The sequence below is a fragment of the Kitasatospora sp. NPDC059673 genome (assembly GCF_042734215.1).
Classification (GTDB): Bacteria; Actinomycetota; Actinomycetes; order Streptomycetales; family Streptomycetaceae; genus Kitasatospora.
On record NZ_JBHWEN010000004.1, the window covers coordinates 86632 to 107342 of the forward strand.

The following is a 20711-nucleotide window of genomic DNA, read 5'->3' on the forward strand; positions in this document are numbered from 1 at the left end:
GGGCCGGGGCTCGGGCGTGCGTCGCCGCACCGTGCCCGCCACGTGAGCGGGCCGGTCGAGTCCCCTCCCCACGTTGCCCGCGCGGTGCTCGCGCGGCCTCTCCCTCCCCAGGAGTCCCCTGATGCGTTCGCTTTCCGCCCGTTCTGTCCGTCGTTCCGCCGGCGCGCTCGTGGTGGCGGCCGGTGCCCTGCTGGCGTCCGCCGTTCCCGCCTCCGCGCACGTGTCCGTCCAACCGGGCAGTGCCCAGCAGGGCGGGTACACGGCCGTGGCGTTCCGGGTGCCGAACGAGAGCGACACCGCCTCCACCGTGAAGCTGGAGATCAACCTGCCGCTGGACCACCCGCTGGCGTCGGTGCGCACCCAGCCGCTGCCGGGGTGGACGGCCAGCCTGGAGAAGTCGAAGCTCGACAAGCCGCTGGAGGCGCACGGCCAGCAGATCACCGAGGCCATCTCCAAGATCACCTGGACTGCCGACGCGGGCACCAAGATCGCCCCCGGCCAGTTCCAGGAGTTCCGGGTCTCGCTGGGCGCGCTGCCCACCGACACCGACAAGCTGACCTTCAAGGCACTCCAGACCTACGACAACGGCGACGTGGTCCGCTGGATCGAGGACACCAAGGACGGGCAGCCCGAGCCGGCCAAGCCCGCCCCCGTGCTCAGCCTGACCAAGGCCGACGCCGCGGCCGGTGACCACCACTCGACGGACACCACCGCCCAGCAGGACGCCGCGCCCGCCGCGAAGTCCTCCGACTCCACCGCCCGCACCCTGGGCGTGGTCGGCATCGTGGTCGGCGTGATCGGCTCGGCGCTCGGCGTGGCCGGGCTGCGCCGCCGCTCCGCGCAGTCCTGACCCCCGTCGGGCGGGGCCGCACCCGCGGGCCCGCCCGGCATCCGCCCTCCCGCACCGCTCTCCCGCACCGCTCTCCCGTACGGAACGGAAAGTCCCTTGGCATCCCTCCGCAGCACCCGGCCCCGGCTCCTGACGGCCGCCGCCCTCGTCCTCGGCGCCTCGCTCGCACTGTCCGCCTGCTCCTCGTCCTCCTCGGGCGGCGGGGAGGGCAACGGGGCGGCGAAGGTCAGCAAGCAGGCCTCGACCAGCCAGTACCAGGGCACCGCGCTCAGCAAGCACTTCGACAAACCGAACCTGGTGCTGAACGACACCTCCGGGCAGCCGTACGACCTGAAGGCGCGCACCGCCGGGCGGACCGTGCTGCTGTTCTTCGGCTACACCAGCTGCCCGGACGTCTGCCCGACCACCATGGGCGACATCGGGGTGGCCATGTCCAAGCTGACGCCGGAGGAGCGGCAGAAGATCGACATCGTGTTCGTCTCCACCGACCCGGAGCGCGACACCCCGCAGGTGCTGCGGACCTGGCTGGACTCGATGGGCAAGGACTTCATCGGGCTGACCGGCGACCTGGCGCAGGTGAAGGCCGCCGCCAAGCCGCTGGGCATCCTGATCGAGGACCCGGTGGTGGCCGCCAACGGCACGGTGACCTCCACGCACGGCGCGCAGGTGCTGGCGTTCCTGCCGACCGACGACAAGGCGCACCTGCTGTACATGGCCGGCACCTCGGTGGACACCTACCGGCACGACCTGGAGCTGCTCGCCAAGGGGGTGGCGGTGTGAGCCGCGCGTTCCGGCGCAGCGCGCTGATCGGGGCCGGCCTGGCGACCGCGTTGGCCGCGGGCACCGTGGTGGTGGCCTGCCAGTCCTCGTCCTCCGACAGTGCCTCCGCCGCGCCGCCGCAGTTGTCGGTGGCCGACCCGTACATACCGCTGCCCGCCACCCCCGGCGGGATGGGCGCCGGCTACCTGACGGTGCGCAACGACGGCGGCGCGGACCGGCTGGTGAAGGTGAGCAGCCCGGGCGCCGGGTCGGTGACCATGCACCGCTCCACCGAGAAGACCATGGAGGAGGTCGGCGAGCTGGCGGTGCCCGCGCACGGCACCCTGGATCTGGCCCGGGGCGGCACCCACCTGATGATCATGGACTGGGCGAAGCAGCCGGCCCTCGGCGACGAGGTGGAACTGGACCTGGAGTTCGCCAAGGCGGGCACCGTCGTGGTCAAGGTTCCGGTGAAGCCGCTGACGTACCGTCCGGGAAGCTAGGGTCCCGGCGATGGTCCCGGCGATGGCGGCAGACAGCGCAGTGACGAGAAGAGGCGCACAGGTGATCACGGTGGCGAAACGGCGGCGGCTGGGCGCGCTGCTGGCGGTGCTGGTGGCGGCGCTCGCCCTGGTACTCGGCGGGGCGACGACGGCGTCCGCGCACGCCACCCTGGAGAGCACCGACCCCGCGCAGGGCTCGGTGCTGCAGACCGCGCCCGCCGCGGTCACGCTGAGCTTCAGCGAGGGCGTGTCGCTGTCCGCGGACTCGGTGCGGGTACTCGACCCGAAGGGCACCGCCGTCGACAACGGCAAGCCCGACCACGTGGACGGCAAGGCCGCCACCGCCCGGGTGACGCTCCGGCAAGGCCTCGGCAACGGCACCTACACGGTGGCGTGGCGGGCCGTCTCGGAGGACTCCCACCCGATCGGCGGCGCGTTCACCTTCTCCATCGGCGCGCCCTCCGACACCACCGTGAACGCCGCCGCCGTCCAGGGCGCCAAGGCCGACGGCGCGGTGGGCTTCGCCTACGGCACCGCCCGCACTGTCGCCTACGGCGCGTTCGCGCTGCTGGCCGGCGCCGCCGCGTTCGTGATCGTGGTCTGGCCCGGCGGCGCGGCCGTCCGCGGCGTGCAGCGGCTGCTGATGACCGGGTGGGTGGCGCTGCTGCTGTCCACCGTCGCCGTACTGATGCTGCGCGGCCCCTACGAGCGCGGCACCGGCCTCGGCCAGGCCTTCGACCTGTCGCTGGTGCGCGCCACCCTGGACGAGCGGATCGGCACCGCGCTCGCCGCCCGCCTGCTGCTGCTCGCCGCCGCCGGTGTCTACCTGTCGCTGCTGGTCGGCCAGCTGGGGCTGCAACCGAAGCCGGTGGCGCCGAACCGCGCACCGGACTCCGCCCAGGACGAGCGCGAGGAGGAGGACGAGGAGGCGGAGGCGGAGGCGGAGAAGGCGGAGCTGCGCCGGCTGGAGCGGGCCGCCACCGAGCGCCCGCAGCGCGACACCCGGCTCGCGCTGGGACTGGCCGGGCTCGCCCTGGCCATCGCGCTGTCCGCGACCTGGGTCGGCGCCGACCATTCCTCGGTCGGCATCCAGGTCCCGCTGGCACTGCCGCTGGCCGCGCTGCACCTGCTCGCCATGGCCGGCTGGCTCGGCGGCCTCGCCGTGCTGGTCACCGGCCTGCGACACGGCCTGCCCGCCGCCGCCGTCGAACGCTTCTCCAAGCTGGCGTTCTGGCTGGTCGCGGTACTCGCCGGCACCGGCCTCTACCAGTCCTGGCGCGGCCTGGGCAGCTGGGGCGCGCTGGTGGACACCGAGTACGGGCGGCTGCTGCTGGTCAAGGTCGGCTGCGTGGCGTCGATGCTCGGCGTCGCCTGGATCTCGCGGGCCTGGAGCGCGCGGTTGCGTGGCGCTGACGGGACGGCGGCGGCTTCGGCGGTCGCTCCGGTGGCCGTTCCGGGGGGGACGGCCGCTGCGGGGACTGTTTCTGTCGCTGCCTCTGCGCGGATGGTTTCGGATGCGATCACAAACGAACAGGGCGAGGAGATCATCCCTGCGGAGATTATCTCCGCGCAGACCATCGTAGCGAAGTCGGACGCGGGTGCGGGTGCGAGCACAGACGCGGGTGCGGGTGCGAGCACGGACGCGGACGCGGGCACGAACACGGACGAGGGTGCAGGTACGAACGCGACCCCCGGCGCGAACGCGGGCACGCCCGCCGACGCGCCCGCCGGAGCCACCGCCGCCGCCGGAGACGCAAAGGCCGAGGACGCCGACCCCGAGCGCGCCGCGCAGCTCGCCCGCCAGCAGGCGGTGCTGGCCAAGGCGCACCGGCGGCGGGCTGCCGAGGGCTCGCCGGTGCGGGCGGGGCTGCGTCGCAGTGTGCTGGTCGAGACGAGCGTCGCCGCGCTGGTTCTGGTGGTCACCACGATGCTCACCAACTCCCCGCCCGGGCGGGTCGCCGAGGCGATCGCCGCTCAGCCCGGGGCGGGCGGCGGGGCTCCGGTGGCGGGGGCTTCCGCGGTGCCCGGGAAGACGCAGGAGTTGAAGCTGCCGTACGACACCGGCGGCCGGACCCCGAATGCCAAGGGCACCGCCACCGTCACCGTCAATCCGGTCGGGACCGGGCCGAACGAGGTCACACTCAAGCTCGGCAACGCTGCCGGGCAGCCGGTGGACGTCCCCGAGTTGCAGCTCGCGTTCACCCTCCCCGACCGCGATCTCGGACCGCTGCCCGTCGCCCTCAAGTCCGAGGGCACCGGCTCCTGGAGCGGTACCGCGCAGTTGCCGCTGGCCGGGCAGTGGGTGGTTTCGGTGACGATCCGGTCGTCCGACATCGATCAGGTGACGGCGACCCAGCAGCTGAAGGTCGGGCAGTGACGGAGATATCGGCACTCTCCCGGCGGGCCGTGCTCGGCGGGGCCGGGGCGGGGCTGGCCGTGGGCGCGGTCGGCGGGGCGTGGGGCGGGCGGGCGTCGGCGCGGGGTGCGAAGGTGTCCGGGCCGGGCGAGGCCCGGGTGGCGTTCCACGGCCCTCGGCAGGGCGGCATCGTGGAGCCCGCGCAGGCCCGGGTGGAGTGGGTGGCCTTCGATCTGGTCCCCGGCGCCGGGCGGGACCGGGCGGCGGGGCTGCTGCGGGACTGGTCGGCGGCCGCGGCCCGGATGGCCGTCGGCGAGCCGGGCGGCGACGGCGGCAGCGGGATCGCGCTGGACGCGGGCCCGAATTCGCTGACCGTCACCTTCGGCTTCGGCGCGAGCCTGTTCGACAAGCTGGGCCTGGCCGACCGCCGCCCGCCCGCGCTGGCCGCGCTGCCCGCGTTCCCCGGGGACGCGCTCGACCCGGCGCGCTCCGACGGCGACCTGTGGGTGCAGATCGGCGCGGACGATGCGCTGGTCGCGGTGCACGCGCTGCGGGTGCTGCGCCGGCTGGCGGCGGGGGTGGCCGCGCCGCGCTGGCAGATGTCCGGCTTCGGCCGCACGCCCGGTGCCACCGCGCGCCCGATGACCGGCCGCAACCTGATGGGCCAGGTCGACGGCACCAACAACCCGCGCCCGGCGGACGCCGACTTCGCCGCGAAGGTGTTCGCCACCGGCCCCGACTGGATGTCCGGCGGCAGCTACGCGGTGCTGCGCCGGATCCGCATGCTGCTGGACGACTGGGAGTCGCTGCCGACGGACCGTCAGGAACGCCTGGTGGGCCGCCGCAAGAGCGACGGCGCCCCGCTGTCCGGCGGCCCGGACGCCGGCGAACGCACCCCCGTCGACCTGTCGGCGACCGCCCCGGACGGCACCCTGGCGATCGCCCCGGACGCGCACGTCCGGGTGGCGGCGCCCGACTCCAACGGCGGGGCGGCGATGCTGCGCCGCGGGTTCTCGTTCCACGACGGCCTGCTGGCCGACGGCTCGCCCGACGCGGGCCTGCTGTTCGCCGCGTTCCAGGCCGACCCGGCGCGCGGCTTCGTCCCGGTGCAGCAGCGGCTGGCGCGCGGCGACGGGCTGTCGCGGTTCCTGCGGCACGAGGCGGGCGCGCTGTTCGCGGTGCCGCCGGGCGCGCCGGAGGGCGGGTACGTGGGGCAGCCGCTGCTGGAGGGCTGACCTCGCGCACGGTCGTTCGACCCCGCTGTTCGCCGTCCGGACGGCGGCCCGCCCGCACGGCCGTTCGACCCCGCTGCCCGGCTGTCGAACGGCGGCACGGCGGGGCCGCGGAAGTGGCTAAGGTGGCAGACCGAGGCCTGTGGGGCCCACGCAGTTCGCATCACGCGTTCGCATCACGCAGTTCGCGTCACGCTGTTCGTTCGGAGGCGGTCATGTCGGCGACCCGTTACACCTATCTCGGGCCCGCGGGCACCTTCACGGAGGCCGCGCTGCGCACCCTGCCGGAGTCGGGGACGCGGGAGCTGACGCCGGTGGCCTCGGTGTCGGCGGCGCTGGACGCGGTGCGGGCGGGCGAGGCCGCGGGCGCGATGGTGGCGATCGAGAACTCGGTGGACGGCGCGGTCACCACCACCAGCGACGAGTTGATCAACGGCAGCGCGCTGATGATCTACCGCGAGGTGCTGCTGCCGATCTCGTTCGCGCTGCTGGTCCGCCCGGGCATCGCGCTGGGCGACGTGAAGACCGTCACCGGGCACCCGGTGGCGCAGCCGCAGGTGCGGCACTGGCTGGCGGCGAACCTGCCGGACGCGCAGTGGGAGTCGGCGGCGTCCAACGCCGAGGGTGCCCGGCTGGTCCAGGACGGCCGGTACGACGCGGCGGTGGCGGGGGCGTTCGCGGCGGAGCTGTACGGGCTGCAGGTGCTGTCGGACGAGATCCAGGACGCGGCGGCGCCGACCACCCGGTTCGTGCTGGTGGGCCGGCCGGGGCGGGTGTCCTCGGCGACCGGCTGGGACAAGACCTCGATGGTGGTGTGGCTGCCGGAGGACCACCCGGGTGCGCTGCTGGAGCTGCTGCAGGAGTTCGCGGTGCGCGGGATCAACCTGATGCGGATCGAGTCCCGGCCGACCGGCGAGGGCATGGGCAACTACTGCTTCCTCATCGACTGCGAGGGGCACCTGAGCGAGCGGCGGGTCAGCGAGGCGCTGATGGGTCTGAAGCGGATGTGCCCGCAGGTGCGTTTTCTCGGCTCGTACCCGCGGGCCGACCGGGGCACCGCTTTCCCGCTCCGGCAGGGCACCTCGGACCTGGATTTCGCGAACGCCTCGGACTGGCTGTCGCGCTGCCTGGACGGCCGCGGCGAACTCTGAGGCCCACAACGCCCCGTCCGCCGCAAGAACGCGATTTCGGCCGGGGCGGGGCCTTGCCGGGCCCCGTTCCGTTCATTTTCGACACGCCCGAACGTCACCTGCCCGGCCGACCGGTGTTCACCGGCGGCGCCCCGGGGGCCTTCGGTGCGGGGTCCGGGGCGGGGTGGTTCATCCACAGGGCGGTGGCCGGCATCCACAGGGGACGGTTGTCCCCAGGTGCGGGAAGTTATCCACAGGGCGGGCCGGAGTCGACAAACCGGTAAAGACACCCTCAGGCCTGGTCGGATCATCAGCTAGGGGCATAGGGAGGACTAATCGGACCAGAGTCACCCCTGCGCCGACAAATCACCTGTGCGAGCGAGCGAATTCCCTCACTCGGGAAGCCGTATCGAGGTTTGAAACCTGGAATTGCCGGTTCGGAAGCCTACGGACCATGGGTTTTCCCCTGTCCACAGCCCCAGGCGCGCACCTGTGGATAACCGACCCTCGAAAGAGTTGTCCACCGGGGTTATCCACAGGCCGGCGGGAGTTATCCCCAGCCCCGGAGTGCCCGCCCACACCCCTCTGCGCCGATGGCCGGGCACAGGATGCCAGATTTCCGAACAGAGCGCGACATACCCACCCAAGCCTCACGATGGCCGGAACCGGACCACCGGCCACCGGTAGGCTTGATCCGTGATCGACCTTCGCCTGCTCCGTGACGACCCGGACCGCGTACGTACCTCGCAGCGCTCCCGCGGAGAGGACGTCGACCTGGTCGACGCCCTGCTCTCCGCCGACGAACGCCGCCGCGCGGCCGGCACCCGATTCGACGAACTGCGCGCCGAGCAGAAGCAGCTGGGCAAGCAGGTCGCCGCCGCCAAGGGCGAGGAGAAGGCCGCCCTGCTGGCCCGCACCAAGGAGCTGGCAGCCGAGGTGAAGGCCGCCGACGCCGCGCAGAGCGAGGCGAAGGAAGAGGCCGAACGGCTGCAGCGCTCGCTGGCGAACCTGATCGACCCGGCCGCTCCGGTCGGCGGCGAGGAGGACTTCGTCACCCTGGAGGAGATCGGCACTCCCCGCGACTTCGCCGCCGAGGGCTTCGAGCCCCGCGACCACGTCGAACTCGGCCAGCTGCTCGGCGCGATCGACACCGAGCGCGGCGCGAAGGTGGCCGGTGCCCGCTCGTACTACCTGACCGGTCCGGGCGCGCTGCTCGAACTGGCCCTGGTCAACATGGCGATGGCGCAGGCCTCCGCGGCCGGCTTCACCCCGATGATCACCCCGGCGCTGGTCCGCCCCGCCGCGATGGACGGCACCGGCTTCCTCGGCCAGGCCGCCGAGAACGTCTACTACCTCGAGGACGACGACCGGTACCTGGTCGGCACCAGTGAAGTCCCGCTGGCCGCCTACCACATGGACGAGATCCTGGACGGCGACAAGCTGCCGCTGCGCTACGCCGGCTTCTCGTCCTGCTTCCGCCGCGAGGCCGGCACCTACGGCAAGGACACCCGCGGCATCATCCGGGTCCACCAGTTCGAGAAGGTGGAGATGTTCGTCTTCACCACCCCCGAGGACGCCGAGGCCGAGCACCGCCGCCTGCTCCAGTGGGAGAAGGACTTCCTGAACGCGCTGGAGCTGCCCTACCGGGTGATCGACGTCGCCTCCGGCGACCTCGGCGCGTCCGCCGCCCGCAAGTTCGACATCGAGGCGTGGATCCCCACCCAGGGCAAGTACCGCGAGGTCACCTCGACCTCCAACACCACCGAGTACCAGGCCCGCCGGCTCTCCATCCGGATGCGCGACAAGGACGGCGTCCGTCCGCTCGCCACCCTCAACGGCACCCTGGTGGCCGTCCCCCGGGTCATCGTCGCGCTGCTGGAGAACCACCAGCAGGCCGACGGCTCGGTGGTGCTGCCCGAGGCGCTGCGGCCGTTCCTCGGCGGGAAGGCCGTCCTGGAGCCTGCGGCCAAGTAGCCGCCGCCCACCCGACGTTCCCGTCCGGCCCGTCCGGCCCGGCCCGTTCCTCCCGTCACCTCCCGTCGTCCCGGAGCACCTGGAGCACTTCGCGCATGAGCACCGACGCCCTGCCCTACCGGCTGGTCGCCACCGACCTGGACGGGACGCTGCTCACCGGCGCCGAGAACGTCTCCGCCCGTACCCTCGATGCCCTGGGCGCCGTCACGGCGCTCGGGGCGCAGCACATCGTCGTCACGGGCCGCTCGGCGGGCTGGACCAAGCCGGTGCTGGACGAGATCGGCTACACCGGGATAGCGGTGTGCGGGCAGGGCGCGCAGGTCTACGACGCGGGGGCGCACAAGTTGCTCACCTCGGTCACTCTGGACCGGCAGCTGGCGGCGCTGGCGCTGGCCAAGATCGAGGCCGAGGTGGGTCCGCTGGCGGTGGCCGCCAGTCAGGACGGGCTGGACGGCGAGGTGGTGGCGGGGCCGGGTTACCGGTTGCGGATCGCCACCGGGCTGCCGGTGCGGCAGGTCGCGCCGGAGGAGCTGCTGGCCGCGCCGGTGAGCAAGCTGTACATCCAGCACCCCGAGTTGACGGATGATCAACTCGCCGAGGCGGCTTGGTCGGTGGCCGGTCAGCTGGTCGGTGTGGTGATGGCCGGGGACGGCATCGTCGAGCTGCTTCCGCTGGGTCTGACCAAGGCGACGGGTCTGTCGCTGGCCGCGCGCCGGCTGGGTGTGACCGCGGCCGAGACCATCGCGTTCGGCGACATGCCCAACGACATACCGATGTTCCGGTGGGCCGCGTACGGGGTGGCGATGGGCAACGCGCACGAGCAGTTGCGGGCGGTGGCCGACGAGGTGACGGTCTCCAACGACGAGGACGGTGTCGCCGTGGTGCTGGAGCGGGTGTTCGGCCTCGGCGGGCAGTAGTCGGCGCGAGAGACGGCGAAAGCGCCACCGGCCGGGTGCCGGTGGCGCTTTCGTGCGCTGCGGGGCCTGTGGGCCCTGTGGGGGCCCGCAGGGCCTTGCGGCGGGTCAGCCGTAGCTGACGTTGGCGCAGGGGTCGTCGTCCGCGGAGCGGGCCTCGTTGGTGACGCTGCTCGGCAGCGGTCCGGGGGCGGGGCTGTTGCCGCCCTGGGCGCCTCCGCCGCCGCCGGCGCTCGCGGCGTAGTCCTTGCCGAGGATCACCGAGATGCCGGCGCTGGAGCCGGCCTCGACGGTGGCGCCGGGGAACAGCGAGGCGACGGCCTGTGCGTTGGCCTTCTGGCTGCTGCTGCCGTACTGGACCACGGTGGTGGCGTGGTTCTGGTTGCTGGCGTTGCCGGTGCTGGTGACGGTGAAGTTGGCGGCCTTCAGGGCGGTCGCGGCCTTGTTGCCGAGACCGGCGGCGCCGCTGCCGTTGAGGACGGCGACCTTGATGCCGGCACCGTTGGCCGGCGGGGCGGCCGGGGCGCTGCTGGACGGGGCGGCCGACTCGCTCGGTGCGGGGCTCTCCCCGCCGGCGCCGGCGTCCTGGCCGTCGAGGGTGCGGTCGGCCTTGAGGGCCGCCCACAGCTGGTCGACCTCGGGGTGGTTGAGGCCGATCCGTTCCTTCTCGTAGTGCCAGGGGGTGGTGATGAACTTGATGTCGTGCAGGTCGATGTCCTTGAGCGACATCCCCAGGTCGAGCAGTTTGTCGACGCCGGCCAGGTCGGGGTCGACGGTGAGCGACTTGGTGGCGGCGTCGGCCAGCGGCAGCATGTTGGTCGGGCTCATGCCCTTGGTCTTGACCGCCTTGATCAGCGAGGCCAGGAAGGCCTGCTGGCGTTTCATCCGGCCGACGTCGGAGCCGTCGCCTATGCCGTGCCGCAGTCGGACGTAGTCGAGGGCGGCCTGGCCCTCGACCTTCTGCACGCCCTTGGGGTAGATCTCCTTGCCGCCCTTCTTGGGCAGGTTGGGGTTGAGGTCGTAGTCGTGGATGGGGTTGGGCAGGCAGACCTCGACGCCGCCGACGGCCTTGGTCATGGAGGCGAAGCCCTCGAAGTTGACCACGATGGTGTGGTCGACGCGCAGGTCGGTGAGCTTCTCCACGGTGTTCTGGGTGCAGGCCGGGTTGCCCTGCTCGGTGCCGCCGACCGAGAAGGCGCCGTTGAACCTGACGTTGGTCTGCGGCTTGGTCCAGTTCTTGTTCGGCAGCAGGCACTTGGGGATGTCGACCGCGGCGTCGCGGGGGATCGAGACGCCGACGGCGTGCTTGTGGTCCGCGTAGACGTGCAGCAGGATCGTGGTGTCGGAGCGGGCGCCGCCGTCCTGGCCGCCGCCGAGGTCCTTGTTGGCGCCGTCGCGCGAGTCGGAGCCGATCAGCAGGATGTTCATCGGGCGGCGGCCCTCGGAGTCGGCGTCGGCGGCCGCGGGGCGGTCCTTGCTGATGCCTTCGCCGTCGAAGGCGGAGATGTTGCCGTTCAGGCGCCAGTAGAAGTAGCCGCCGGTACCGACCACGGCGAGGCTGGTGCCGACCAGCGACCAGATGATGATCCGCTTGGCGCGGCGGGGCTTGCGGCGCCCCTGGGCGCCCGCCCGGCGGGAGCCGGCCCGACCGCCGGAGCCGCCCGCCGACTCGGTCTCGGGCTCGGGTTCGGCGGCGGGGGCGGCGCGGCGCCCGGAGCGCGGCGGGGGGGCTGCCGAGCCGCGGCCCTGGGCGCGGCGGGCTCCGGCGCGGCCGCCGGCAGCTGGTGCGTCGTCGTGGCTCGCCGCGCGACGGCGTGGGACGCCGGGGGACGGTGCGTCGTCGCGACGGGGCGCGTCCTGCCGGTAGGTGCCACCTTGCGGCGGCTCGTTCTCCCACCAGCCGGCGTCCGCGTCGGACGCCCCCGCCCTCTGGCCTGCCATACGTACACCCTTCACCGGAGGCGGCCGTCGGGCGCCTCAGCAACCAGTCCGTCCGCTGGGCTGACGGATGAAGCTAGAGAGCGGAGCATATAAAGGGATCATTTCGAAAGTCACGGCCCGGGTCTCCACTCCGAGCTCTCGAACGACGTGTTCACACCAGGGGTTCCCGTTCTCCCGTGTGAGACATGTGACTTCAGCACCCCGACAGCCCCCGTGCGGGCGCTCGCAGACGCAGCGTTTCCGCACGCCAGGGCAGTTGTAGGATGACCGGGCAAGGAGAGTTGTAGGATGACCGACATCCAACAGTGAGCGAGAGAGGAGCCCGGCGCGTGGAGGGACTGCAGGCGGCCGGGCGGCGTTCGCTGGTGGACGAGGCGATCGAGCAGCTGCGCGAGCAGCTGGCGGGCGGGGCGTGGCCGGTGGGGTCGCGGATCCCGACCGAGCACGAGCTCGCCGAGCGGCTGCGGGTGGGGCGCAACACCGTGCGGGAGGCGATCCGGGTGCTGGTGCACGCGGGGATGCTGGTCTCCCGGCAGGGCGAGGGGACGTTCGTCCGCTCGACCAGCGACCCGGCGTCGGTGCTGCGCGGAGTGCAGCGCTCGGGGGTGCGGGACGTGCTGGAGGTGCGGGCCGCACTGGAGACCGAGGCGGCCCGGCTGGCCGCCGAGCGGCACACCCCGGACGACCTGGCCCGGATGCGGGCGGCGCTGGCCCGGGAGGCCGAAGTGATGGCCGCGCACCCGGAGCGGGCCGGCCGGGAGGCCACCGTCGAGCACGACCTGGAGTTCCACACGGCGGTGGTGGAGGCGGCGCACAATCCGGCGCTGACCGAGGTGTACCGGTACTTCGGGGCCTCGGTGCGGGAGTCGATGCGCACGGCGTTCGGCGACCACGAGATGCCGGAGGTGGCGATCGCCACCCACGCGGCGCTGGTCGACGCGATCGAGAGCGGTGACCCGGAGCGGGCCGAGGCGGCCTGCCGGGCGCTGCTGGCGGAGCCGACGGCGGCCGTGGAGCAGCTGCTCGCCGAGATCGCCGCGCGCAAGTAGCGTCCCGCCGCCCGCCCGGGAGCGCACCCGGCGCCCCGCTCTCCTTCTTTCTTCCACCCGCACAGAGAGTCAGCCCTGCCATGTCGGTCACCCGTGCCGTGCAGCCCGTCCTCGATCCGAAGGTCGGTACCCGAACCTCCAGGTTCGCGCATCCCGCCCTGCTGTTGACGGGGATCGTGCTGGTGGCCCTGAACATGCGGGCCTGCCTGGCGGCGGTCTCGCCGATGGTGGCGGAGATCCAGCGCACCTTCGGTCTGTCGGCGGCGGCGAGCGGCCTGATCACCACGGTGCCGGTGCTGTTCCAGGGCGTGGGCGCGCCGCTGACGCCGCGGCTGACCCGCCGGTTCGGCGCCGAGCGGGTGGTGCTGGGCGCGGTGCTGACGCTGGGCGCGGGCGTGCTGCTGCGGGTGCTGCCCTCGGTGTGGACGCTGTACGCGGGCTGCGTGGTGATCGGCGTGGCGATCGCGGTGCTGAACGTGTCGATGCCGGGCCTGGTGAAGCGGGAGTTCCCGGAGCGGGCGGCCATGATGACCGGCGTCTACTCGACCACCATGCTGGTCGGCGCGACCGTGGCGGCCGCGCTGTCGGTGCCGCTGGAGCACGCGCTCGGCGGTGGCTGGCAGGCCTCGCTGGGCGCCTGGTCGGTGCTGGCGCTGGTCGCCGGGGTGGCCTGGCTGCCGCAGGTGCTGAAGGCCCGTCAGGAGCCCACCGTGCCGCTGCGGGTGGCCCCGGCGGCGGCGTCGCGGCGCAGCACCGTCAGCCCGTGGAAGTCCGCGCTGGCGTGGCAGATCAGCGCGTTCATGGGCATCTCCTCGCTGCTGGTGTACACCCTGGTGGCGTGGATGCCGACGATCCTGGCCGACCACGGGATGGAGCGCGGCGAGGCCGGTCTGGTGTTCGCGTTCAGCAACCTGGTGCAGGTGGTCAGCGCGTTCCTGGTGCCGCTGGCGGCGGGCCGGATGACCAGGCAGCGCGGGCTGGCGCTGGCGATGGTCGGGCTGAACGCGGCCGGCATCACCTGGCTGCTGCTGGCGCCGGTGTCGGGGGCCTGGTTCTCGGCGGCGGTGCTGGGTCTGGCGCAGGGCGGCTCGCTGGGTCTGGGCCTGGCGTTCATCGTGCTGCGCACCGACAGCGTGCTGGGTGCGGCGCGGCTCGGCGGGATGAGCCAGGCGGTGGGGTACCTGGTGGCGGCGGCGGGCCCGGTCGGCGGCGGCGCGCTGCACCAGCTGACCGGCGGCTGGGACGCGACGCTGATCGTGATGCTGGTGCTGGCCGCGGTGGCGGCGGCGGCGGGCTGGGGCGCGGGCCGCGACCGGACGATCTGACAGCCGACGTCGGGCGCCGGGCGGCGGGCGGCAGGCGCCGGTCGCCCGGCGCATCGGACAACGAAACGGCGGGGACGGCTGTGTGCCGTCCCCGCCGTTTCGCGTTCCTCGGGGCCTACTCCTCGGCGTTGAGGGTGAGGCCGGCCAGCTTGACCGAGGCCAGCGCGGTGGCGCCGACGGCGGCGATGATCAGCAGCCACACCGCGGTGGTCAGGGCGACCGGGGCGGTGACGGTGCCGTCGGCGGCGATCGCCTTGGTCAGCGACAGGCCCCACTGCTGGACGGACAGGGTGCGGGCGCCCTCGACGTAGTTGCCGATCAGGCTCTCCCAGATCAGCGCGTAGGCGAGGCCGGCGATCACGGCGTGCCGGGTGACCACACCGAGCAGCAGGAACAGCGCGCTGTAGGCGGTGCCGGAGACCAGCGTGCCGACGGCGTAGCCGAGTGCGACGTTGTCGGCGCCGCCGTAGAGGAGCAGCCCGGCCAGGTAGGTCGGGACGGTGGCGAGCAGCCAGGTGCTGCCGATCGCGACGGCCAGTTTGGTGGTGACGATCTTCCAGCGCGGCAGCGGCTTGGCGAGCAGGTAGACGATCGAGCCGTCCTCGATCTCGGTGGCGATGACGCCGGTGCCGGTGATCAGTCCGGTGATCGGGACCAGGGTGCCGAGGGCGAGGTTGCCCAGGATGCTGTGCGCGAGTTCCAGCTTGTCGAGGTTGCTGTTGCGGGCGATCACCGCGATGACCAGCAGCAGGACCGGGACGGCCAGCAGGATCAGGATGCGCCGGCGGCCGAACAGTCCGCGCGCGGTGAGCCTGGCGACGGTGGTGTTCATCGGGGGCCCTTCAGGACGAGACCAGGTACGAGAAGACGCTTTCCAGCGACTCGTCGGCCGGGGAGACGGTGTACAGCCGGATGCCGGCCTCGCGGGCGACCTTGGGCAGCAGGGTGGTGAAGCGCTGGAAGTCGATCGCCTGGATGCGCAGGGCCCCTGCGGCGGAGCCGCCGTCGGGCAGGGCCGCGGTGTCGAGTTCGATGCCGGCGGTGGAGGCGTCCGCGATCAGCGCGGCGGCCAGGCGGCGGTCGTCGCTGGAGTGCACCAGGTAGCGGTGCGGGCGGTCGGTCATCAGGCGGCGGATCTCGTGGAAGTCGCCGGAGGCGGCGTGCCGTCCGGCCACCACCACCTCGATGTGGCGGGCGAGTTGCTCGACCTCTTCGAGGATGTGCGAGGAGAACAGCACGGTGCGCCCGTCGGCGCCAAAGCGGCGCAGCAATTCCATCAGTTGGAGGCGCTGGCGTGGGTCCATGCCGTTGAAGGGCTCGTCGAGCAGCAGCACCGCCGGGTCGTGGACCAGGGCGGAGGCCATCTTGACGCGCTGCTTCATGCCCTTGGAGTAGGTGCCGGTCTGCCGGTCCTGGGCGTATTCCATCTCGACCAGCGCGATGGCCCGCTTGGCGGCGGCGCCGGGGTCGGCGAGGCCGTGCAGTTCGGCGTTGGCGAGGACGAACTCCCAGCCCGTCAGGTAGTCGTACATCGACTCCTTTTCGGGGACCAGGCCGATCTGCCGGTAGACCTGCTGGTTGCGCCAGATCGGGGCGCCGTCCAGGGTGACCGCGCCGGAGGAGGGGGCGAGGAAGCCGCTCATCATGTGGATGAGGGTGGACTTTCCGGCGCCGTTGGGGCCCAGGAGGCCGGTGATGCCGGGTCCGATGTTCATGGTGACGTCGTTGACGGCGACCACGTTGCCGAACCAGCGGGAGACCTTGTCGATGGTGATGACGGCCATGGCTGCCTCTCAGACGTTCCGGTAGCGGCGCAGCGTCAGCGCGTAGCTGCCGGCCGTGAGGAGGACGATGACCGCGGTGAACACCAGCACGCCGAGGGAGCCGGGGGCGACCAGCTTGTCGGGGCCGTCGCCGCCGAGGTCGAAGATCTTGTTGACCAGGCCCTGGACGGTGCCGCTGGGCGAGATCAGTTCGGCCCAGTACGCGGACTCCTTCGGGACGGGGTCGTAGCCGCCGGTCAGGCCGCGGATGATCGCCGAGATCGCGCCGGTGATCATCAGGGTGCCCATGATGGCGGCGACGCCGAAGCCGCGGCGCGGGGTGAGGGCGGCGATCAGCAGGCCGAGCGCGGCGTACAGCATCGCGTACAGGACGGCGGCGACCAGGCCGTACAGCAGGTGGACCAGGTTGTCGCCGAACGGGAACTTGGCGAGCATCGAACCGACGAACAGCACCAGCAGGGGCAGCGTCAGGATGATCAGCAGGGCGCTGAACATGGCGGCGAACTTGGCGGCCACGTAGTCGCCGCGGCTGGCCGGGCGGGAGAAGTACAGCGGCACGACGTGGTGGCGCAGGTCGCGGGACATCAGCACGGGTGCCTGCGCGGCGAGGAAGATCTGCGTCAGCACCCCGAAGTTGGCGAGGTACGGGGCGTAGTCCATCGGCATCTGCTTCAGGCCGGCGAAGGTGGCGATGGCGAGCATCGCGAGCGCCGGGGCGACCAGGCCGCCGAGCAGCAGGAACGGCAGCACCTTGGACTTGCCGGAGCGGCCGAGGCCGAACGCGGCGCGCAGGCTCTGCACGTACAGCGAGCGGGTGGCGTAGCCGCGTCCCAACCGGGGTCCGGTGTAGGGGCGGTAGCCGATGTCGTGGATGACGCCGCTGTGGGTGTTGACGGGGGTGGTCATGCCTGCTCGCCTCCTGCCGGCACGGCCGCGGCCTGCTCGTCATGCGTCTCGGTCCGGCTGGGCTGCTCGTCGCCGTCGGAGTGGGTGCTGAAGATCTCGGCGACCCGGTGGCGGCGCTGTTCCAGCCGGATCAGGCCGAGGCCGAGGTCGTCCACGGTGTCGCGGACGGTGTCGTAGGTCTCGTCGCCGGTGAGTTCCACCAGCAGGATGCGGCCGCTGTCGGCGCGCACCGTCAGTCCGGCGGTGGTCAGGCGCTCGCGCAGCACCGCTTCGGCGTCGAAGGTGCGGTCGGTGGGGTGGTCGGTGACCTCGACCGCGAGCAGCTGGGTGGCCTCGGTGAACGAGGCGGTGGAGGAGGACCGCAGCAGTTTGCCACCGTCGATCACCACCAGGTGGTCGCAGGTGCGTTCCAGCTCGCCCAGCAGGTGCGTGGTGACCAGCACCGAGATGCCGAAGTCGGTGTGGATGCGGCGGATCAGGCCGAGCATCTCGTCCCGGCCGACCGGGTCGAGGCCGTTGGTGGGCTCGTCCAGCAGCACCAACTGCGGGTCGTGGACGAGTGCTTGGGCGAGTTTGACGCGCTGCTTCATGCCGGTCGAGTACCCGCCCATCGGGCGGTAGCGCTCCTCGTACAGGCCGACGTGGCGCAGCGTGTCGGCGGTGCGCTCGCGGGCGGCGGCGGCCGGCAGGCCGGACATCCGGGCCATGTGGACGACGAACTCGGTGGCGGACACGTCCGGCGGCAGGCAGTCGTGTTCGGGCATGTAGCCGACCCGTTCGCGGATCTCCGCGCCCTGGGTGGCGATGTCCAGGCCGAGCACCTGGCCGGTGCCTTCGGTGGCGGGGGACAGCCCGAGCAGGATCTTGATGAGGGTGGACTTGCCCGCGCCGTTCGCTCCGACCAGTCCGACCACGCCGGGCTGCACCTCCACGGTGAGCCGGTCGAGTGCGGTGACCCGGGGGAACCTCTTGGTGAGGCCGTCCGTCTTGATGACTGTGGACACGGTCATCAACGTAATGCCGGTCACCCCGGCGCGGAATGCGCTGACAAGCTGAGCTTTCGTCCGCCCACGGGATGACACTGCGGGCCCGCCCCCTAGGGGTTCCGGGGGCGGGCCGCGGGCCGATACATCGTTGACTGTGCGTCAACTCATCTGCGCTGTGGGGTTGTTCAGACCAGCAGGCTGCTCTGCAGCAGCAGGATCTGGCGGAATGCCTGGTCCGGGACGCCGTTCGGATTGGTCATCTGGACCAGCGTGACCACGTCGCCGTTCTGCAGCCAGCCGAGCCGGCCGGTGGGCACGTTGCCGGCCTTCGCGTCCGAGAGCCGGACGTTCACCTGACCGAGCGCCACCTTGTAGGTCCCGGTGACGTCCAGGGACGTGGAGTTGATGTCCGTGGTCGCGTTCGTCTGGTTGACGGACGAGAAGAAGTTGCCCGCCTCGTCCGCCGAGCCAAAGCGGATCAGCCGCAGCTCGGTGCGGGTGCCGTCCTTGGTGGTCCAGCCCTGTGCGGCCGCGCCCCGGCAGGCGTCGCTGACCAGGAGGTGCGTGTACTGGTCGTCCTTGGCCAGCATCATGTCCCGGTCGCACGGCATCCAGCGGCCCGCCACCGGCGGCAGGCTCGCGGGCGCACTCGCGGAGGCACTGCCCGAGGCGGAGGCGCCCGCGGACGCGCTTGCGCTCGCACTCGCGCTCGGGGAGGCCGAGGCGCTCGGGGCGGCGGACGGGCCGGTGCCGACGGCGCCCTTGGGCAGCGGCAGCAGCAGCGCCCGCAGGTCCGCGGCATGCGTCTTGATCTTGTAGTCGGACGGGGCCGAGGCGCCCACCGGAAGCGGAGGCATCGTCAGTTCCGGGAACACGTACCGGCCGTCGTTCGGTGTGGCCAGACCCGGCAGGTCGGTGCGCTCCGGCAGGGTCACCGCGACGGCGGTGGCCGCCCCGGTCACCACCGTCAGCAGCAGCGCTCCGCCGACCTGCCAGAGCCGCTTGCGGTCGCGCTTCGGCGGCTCGGGAGACTCGCCGTGGCCGGCCGGGACGAAGGCGTCCAAGGGGCCGGGCGCCACGGCGTCGTTCCCCTCGCCGGCGGCCTCGGCGACCGGCACGATCGGCTCGAACGGTTCGGCCGGGCCGGGGTTCGGGGTGATGTCGGTGCTCATGCGGTGGCTCCCGGGATGGCCAGTCGGTCGAGTTGCTGACGGAACAGGTCGACGACCTTGTTCTGGTCGAGGGGCGCGACCCCGGTGACGTCCATCTGCACCAGCAGGTCGCCCACGCCGGCGTAGCACTGCAGGTAGTCGAGCTGGTCACCGGCCTTCAGCGTCGGCAGCGCACAGTGCGCCTCCGAGTGGCCCGCGACGCCCGGGCCCAGCCGGTACAGCTCGTTGTCGGTGTACCACTTGCCGTACGAGTTGTTCTCCGCGGCCACCGCCTGCTGGTTGAACTGGCTCAGCACCAGCATCACCGAGGTCCGGTTGTCCATGGTGACCAGGCTGCGCGCGCCGATGCCCTGGATGTGCAGCGAGGACAGCGCGTTCTCGGCGTCCTTGCGGTACTTCTCCGGAACGTCGGCGAGGGTCTCCTTCAGGGCCTTGTCCAGGTCCGCGTCGCGCAGCTCGTTGTCGTTGCCGATCGACTTGTAGTCCGGGCCCAGCCGGTAGCTGGACGGCACCGGCAGCAGCAGGTCGCGCAGGCTGCCGAAGTGGTTGCCGTTGGACTTCGCGCCCCACGGCTGGGTCTGGCTCTCCGAAGGAGCGGGAGCCGCCGCCGCAGGGGCCGGGCTGTCCTTGTAGTGGACCTTGATGATCGCCTCGCCGATGCCGACGCCGACCAGCGCCGCCGCGACGACCGCGGCGGCCGCCTTGAGCGCGAGACGTCGCGGCTTGGCGGCCGGGGCGGCCGCGGGATCGGCGAACTCGCCTGCGGCAGCGGCCGGTTCGGCGCCCGCGGTCTCGGCGACTGCGGAGTCGGCGACCGTGGTCTCGGCGACTGCGGGCTCGGTGGACGGGACGGCAGTGGACGGGACGGCGGTGGACGGGACGGCGGTGGGCGGCTGCGCGGGGGCGGCGGCCGGCTCGGGGGATTCGATGTCGGTCACGCGAGACGCTCCCACTGTCGCTTGGCGATGTCCTCCAGCTGGCTGCGGTCCACCGGGTTCTTGGCGAAGACGTCGATGCTCATCAGCACGGTGCCCCTCCGGGCCAGGGCCGAGGCCCAGTAGTACTCCTCGCTGCTGCGGGCGTACTTGGAGGGCGTCTTGGAGACCATGATCAGGCTGTCCTCGTTGCCCGGGACCTGCGACAGGTCCACGCCGGAAGTGCGCGGGGTCAGGGCGGTCATCACCTTGACCACGTCCTCCGGCCGGTACTGCCGCAGGTTCACCCGGTACTTGACGTCGCCGGCGATCCAGCTGACGTTCGCCTGCCGACGGAATCCACCGGACAGCAGGTCGGTGAACTGGGAGGCGCTGTTGCCGTAGGTCTCCGCCACGTCCGCGACGGACATCCAACCGTCGCCGTCGCCCAGTTCGTCGTCCTTGGTGCCGTCCGGACGCTTGATCAGCAGGTCGCGCAGGTCGCCGTCGATGTTCAGCGGCTGCGGGCCGGCCGCGGCCAGCGCCTTGGCGTCGATCCGCTCGGCCGGGTAGCTGAGCTTCACCGCGGCGAGCTCCGGCAGCGGCGTCGCCGGGCGGGATGCCTGGATGCCGTAGCCGATGACCCCGCCGATCACGGGCCCGGCCACCACGGCGGTCAGGAACATCGCGCCGACGCCGAACTTCCGCTTCTTGCGGGCGGGTTCCTCACCTTCCGCGAGCACCTCGACGTGCTCGAAGCCCTCGGCGGTCGGTGCGTCGGACGGGGTGCCGGTGGGTGCGTCGCCGGGCGCGGGCGGGGTGGCCGTCGGGGGTTCGGACGGCACGGCGGCGGCCGCCCCGGGCTCCGCGGCGCCCGTGGACTCGGTGCTCAACTGGTACTCCTGAAAAGAGAGTT

Annotated in this window: 18 protein-coding genes; 10 read left to right on the forward strand and 8 right to left on the reverse strand. The window is 72.5% G+C overall.

All coding sequences use genetic code 11. From position 1 onward, the window contains the following. Nucleotides 1-121 precede the first annotated feature (121 nt). The 8 genes from ACFV18_RS06860 (at nt 122) to ACFV18_RS06895 (ending at nt 9721) form a co-directional block, all read left to right on the forward strand. Nucleotides 122-850 carry a YcnI family protein gene (locus tag ACFV18_RS06860; protein WP_380480056.1) on the forward strand — a complete coding sequence of 243 codons (729 nt, stop codon included), beginning with the start codon at nt 122-124 and terminating at the stop codon, nt 848-850. 96 nt (nt 851-946) lie between these two features. Next, nucleotides 947-1630, forward strand: a complete 684-nt coding sequence (locus tag ACFV18_RS06865; protein ID WP_380480058.1) for an SCO family protein — start codon at nt 947-949, stop codon at nt 1628-1630. Further along, a complete protein-coding gene (locus ACFV18_RS06870) occupies nt 1627-2112 on the forward strand; it encodes a copper chaperone PCu(A)C (RefSeq protein WP_380480060.1) in 486 nt (161 codons plus the stop codon). The genes ACFV18_RS06865 and ACFV18_RS06870 overlap by 4 nt, the downstream gene beginning before the upstream one ends. 22 nt (nt 2113-2134) lie before the next feature. Next, nucleotides 2135-4489 carry a FixH family protein gene (locus ACFV18_RS06875; protein ID WP_380480062.1) on the forward strand — a complete coding sequence of 785 codons (2355 nt, stop codon included), beginning with the start codon at nt 2135-2137 and terminating at the stop codon, nt 4487-4489. Beyond that, entirely contained in the window at nt 4486-5703 is a 1218-nt protein-coding gene (gene efeB, locus ACFV18_RS06880) for an iron uptake transporter deferrochelatase/peroxidase subunit (RefSeq protein ID WP_380480064.1), read from the forward strand. The genes ACFV18_RS06875 and efeB overlap by 4 nt, the downstream gene beginning before the upstream one ends. Before the next feature lie 212 nt (nt 5704-5915). Further along, complete coding sequence (gene pheA / locus ACFV18_RS06885) at nt 5916-6851, forward strand: prephenate dehydratase (protein ID WP_380480066.1); 936 nt, start codon at nt 5916-5918, stop codon at nt 6849-6851. A 675-nt stretch (nt 6852-7526) separates the two neighbouring features. Further along, nucleotides 7527-8804 (forward strand): serine--tRNA ligase, encoded by a 1278-nt coding sequence (gene serS / locus ACFV18_RS06890; protein WP_380480068.1) that lies wholly within the window; start codon nt 7527-7529, stop codon nt 8802-8804. A 95-nt stretch (nt 8805-8899) separates the two neighbouring features. Next, a complete protein-coding gene (locus tag ACFV18_RS06895; protein ID WP_380480070.1) occupies nt 8900-9721 on the forward strand; it encodes an HAD family hydrolase in 822 nt (273 codons plus the stop codon). A 105-nt stretch (nt 9722-9826) separates the two neighbouring features. Here ACFV18_RS06895 and ACFV18_RS06900 read toward each other — a convergent pair whose 3' ends face one another. Next, nucleotides 9827-11659, reverse strand: a complete 1833-nt coding sequence (locus ACFV18_RS06900) for an LCP family protein (RefSeq protein ID WP_380480072.1) — start codon at nt 11657-11659, stop codon at nt 9827-9829. A gap of 329 nt (nt 11660-11988) precedes the next feature. On the opposite strand from ACFV18_RS06900, the gene ACFV18_RS06905 reads away from it, so the two are divergent. Both ACFV18_RS06905 and ACFV18_RS06910 read left to right on the forward strand, forming a co-directional pair. Continuing rightward, nucleotides 11989-12708: a FadR/GntR family transcriptional regulator gene (locus tag ACFV18_RS06905; protein WP_380480074.1), complete on the forward strand. Its 720-nt coding sequence runs from the start codon at nt 11989-11991 to the stop codon at nt 12706-12708. Nucleotides 12709-12788: 80 nt separating this feature from the next. Further along, a complete protein-coding gene (locus tag ACFV18_RS06910; protein WP_380480076.1) occupies nt 12789-14033 on the forward strand; it encodes a CynX/NimT family MFS transporter in 1245 nt (414 codons plus the stop codon). 115 nt (nt 14034-14148) lie between these two features. Here the strand turns inward: ACFV18_RS06910 and ACFV18_RS06915 are convergent, their stop codons facing one another. The 7 genes from ACFV18_RS06915 to ACFV18_RS06945 all read right to left on the reverse strand — a co-directional run bounded on the left by ACFV18_RS06915 (nt 14149) and on the right by ACFV18_RS06945 (nt 20688). Then, nucleotides 14149-14865, reverse strand: coding sequence for an ABC transporter permease (locus ACFV18_RS06915; protein WP_380480078.1), 717 nt, complete (start codon nt 14863-14865; stop codon nt 14149-14151). Between the two features lie 10 nt (nt 14866-14875). Next, nucleotides 14876-15817 (reverse strand): ABC transporter ATP-binding protein, encoded by a 942-nt coding sequence (locus ACFV18_RS06920; protein ID WP_380480080.1) that lies wholly within the window; start codon nt 15815-15817, stop codon nt 14876-14878. 9 nt (nt 15818-15826) lie between these two features. After that, nucleotides 15827-16723, reverse strand: a complete 897-nt coding sequence (locus tag ACFV18_RS06925) for an ABC transporter permease (protein ID WP_380480081.1) — start codon at nt 16721-16723, stop codon at nt 15827-15829. Next, nucleotides 16720-17733, reverse strand: coding sequence for an ABC transporter ATP-binding protein (locus ACFV18_RS06930; RefSeq protein WP_380480083.1), 1014 nt, complete (start codon nt 17731-17733; stop codon nt 16720-16722). The genes ACFV18_RS06925 and ACFV18_RS06930 overlap by 4 nt, the downstream gene beginning before the upstream one ends. A gap of 161 nt (nt 17734-17894) precedes the next feature. Next, the gene (locus ACFV18_RS06935) at nt 17895-18881 is read right to left on the reverse strand and encodes a hypothetical protein (RefSeq protein ID WP_380480085.1); all 987 of its coding nucleotides are present in this window, start codon (nt 18879-18881) and stop codon (nt 17895-17897) included. Continuing rightward, nucleotides 18878-19819 (reverse strand): hypothetical protein, encoded by a 942-nt coding sequence (locus ACFV18_RS06940; protein ID WP_380480086.1) that lies wholly within the window; start codon nt 19817-19819, stop codon nt 18878-18880. Before ACFV18_RS06940 ends, ACFV18_RS06935 begins: the two co-directional genes overlap by 4 nt. Next, a complete protein-coding gene (locus tag ACFV18_RS06945) occupies nt 19816-20688 on the reverse strand; it encodes a hypothetical protein (protein WP_380480088.1) in 873 nt (290 codons plus the stop codon). Before ACFV18_RS06945 ends, ACFV18_RS06940 begins: the two co-directional genes overlap by 4 nt. Nucleotides 20689-20711: the final 23 nt, after the last annotated feature.

Excerpts from the sequence above, each read along its gene's own strand:
- ACFV18_RS06910 (WP_380480076.1), top strand. The coding sequence starts at position 12,789 with ATGTCGGTCACCCGTGCCGTGCAGCCCGTCCTCGATCCGAAGGTCGGT.
- ACFV18_RS06935 (WP_380480085.1), bottom strand. The coding sequence starts at position 18,881 with ATGAGCACCGACATCACCCCGAACCCCGGCCCGGCCGAACCGTTCGAG.
- ACFV18_RS06930 (WP_380480083.1), bottom strand. The coding sequence starts at position 17,733 with ATGACCGTGTCCACAGTCATCAAGACGGACGGCCTCACCAAGAGGTTC.
- ACFV18_RS06860 (WP_380480056.1), top strand. The coding sequence starts at position 122 with ATGCGTTCGCTTTCCGCCCGTTCTGTCCGTCGTTCCGCCGGCGCGCTC.
- ACFV18_RS06900 (WP_380480072.1), bottom strand. The coding sequence starts at position 11,659 with ATGGCAGGCCAGAGGGCGGGGGCGTCCGACGCGGACGCCGGCTGGTGG.
- ACFV18_RS06915 (WP_380480078.1), bottom strand. The coding sequence starts at position 14,865 with ATGAACACCACCGTCGCCAGGCTCACCGCGCGCGGACTGTTCGGCCGC.
- ACFV18_RS06925 (WP_380480081.1), bottom strand. The coding sequence starts at position 16,723 with ATGACCACCCCCGTCAACACCCACAGCGGCGTCATCCACGACATCGGC.
- ACFV18_RS06875 (WP_380480062.1), top strand. The coding sequence starts at position 2,135 with ATGGCGGCAGACAGCGCAGTGACGAGAAGAGGCGCACAGGTGATCACG.
- ACFV18_RS06895 (WP_380480070.1), top strand. The coding sequence starts at position 8,900 with ATGAGCACCGACGCCCTGCCCTACCGGCTGGTCGCCACCGACCTGGAC.
- ACFV18_RS06920 (WP_380480080.1), bottom strand. The coding sequence starts at position 15,817 with ATGGCCGTCATCACCATCGACAAGGTCTCCCGCTGGTTCGGCAACGTG.
- pheA (WP_380480066.1), top strand. The coding sequence starts at position 5,916 with ATGTCGGCGACCCGTTACACCTATCTCGGGCCCGCGGGCACCTTCACG.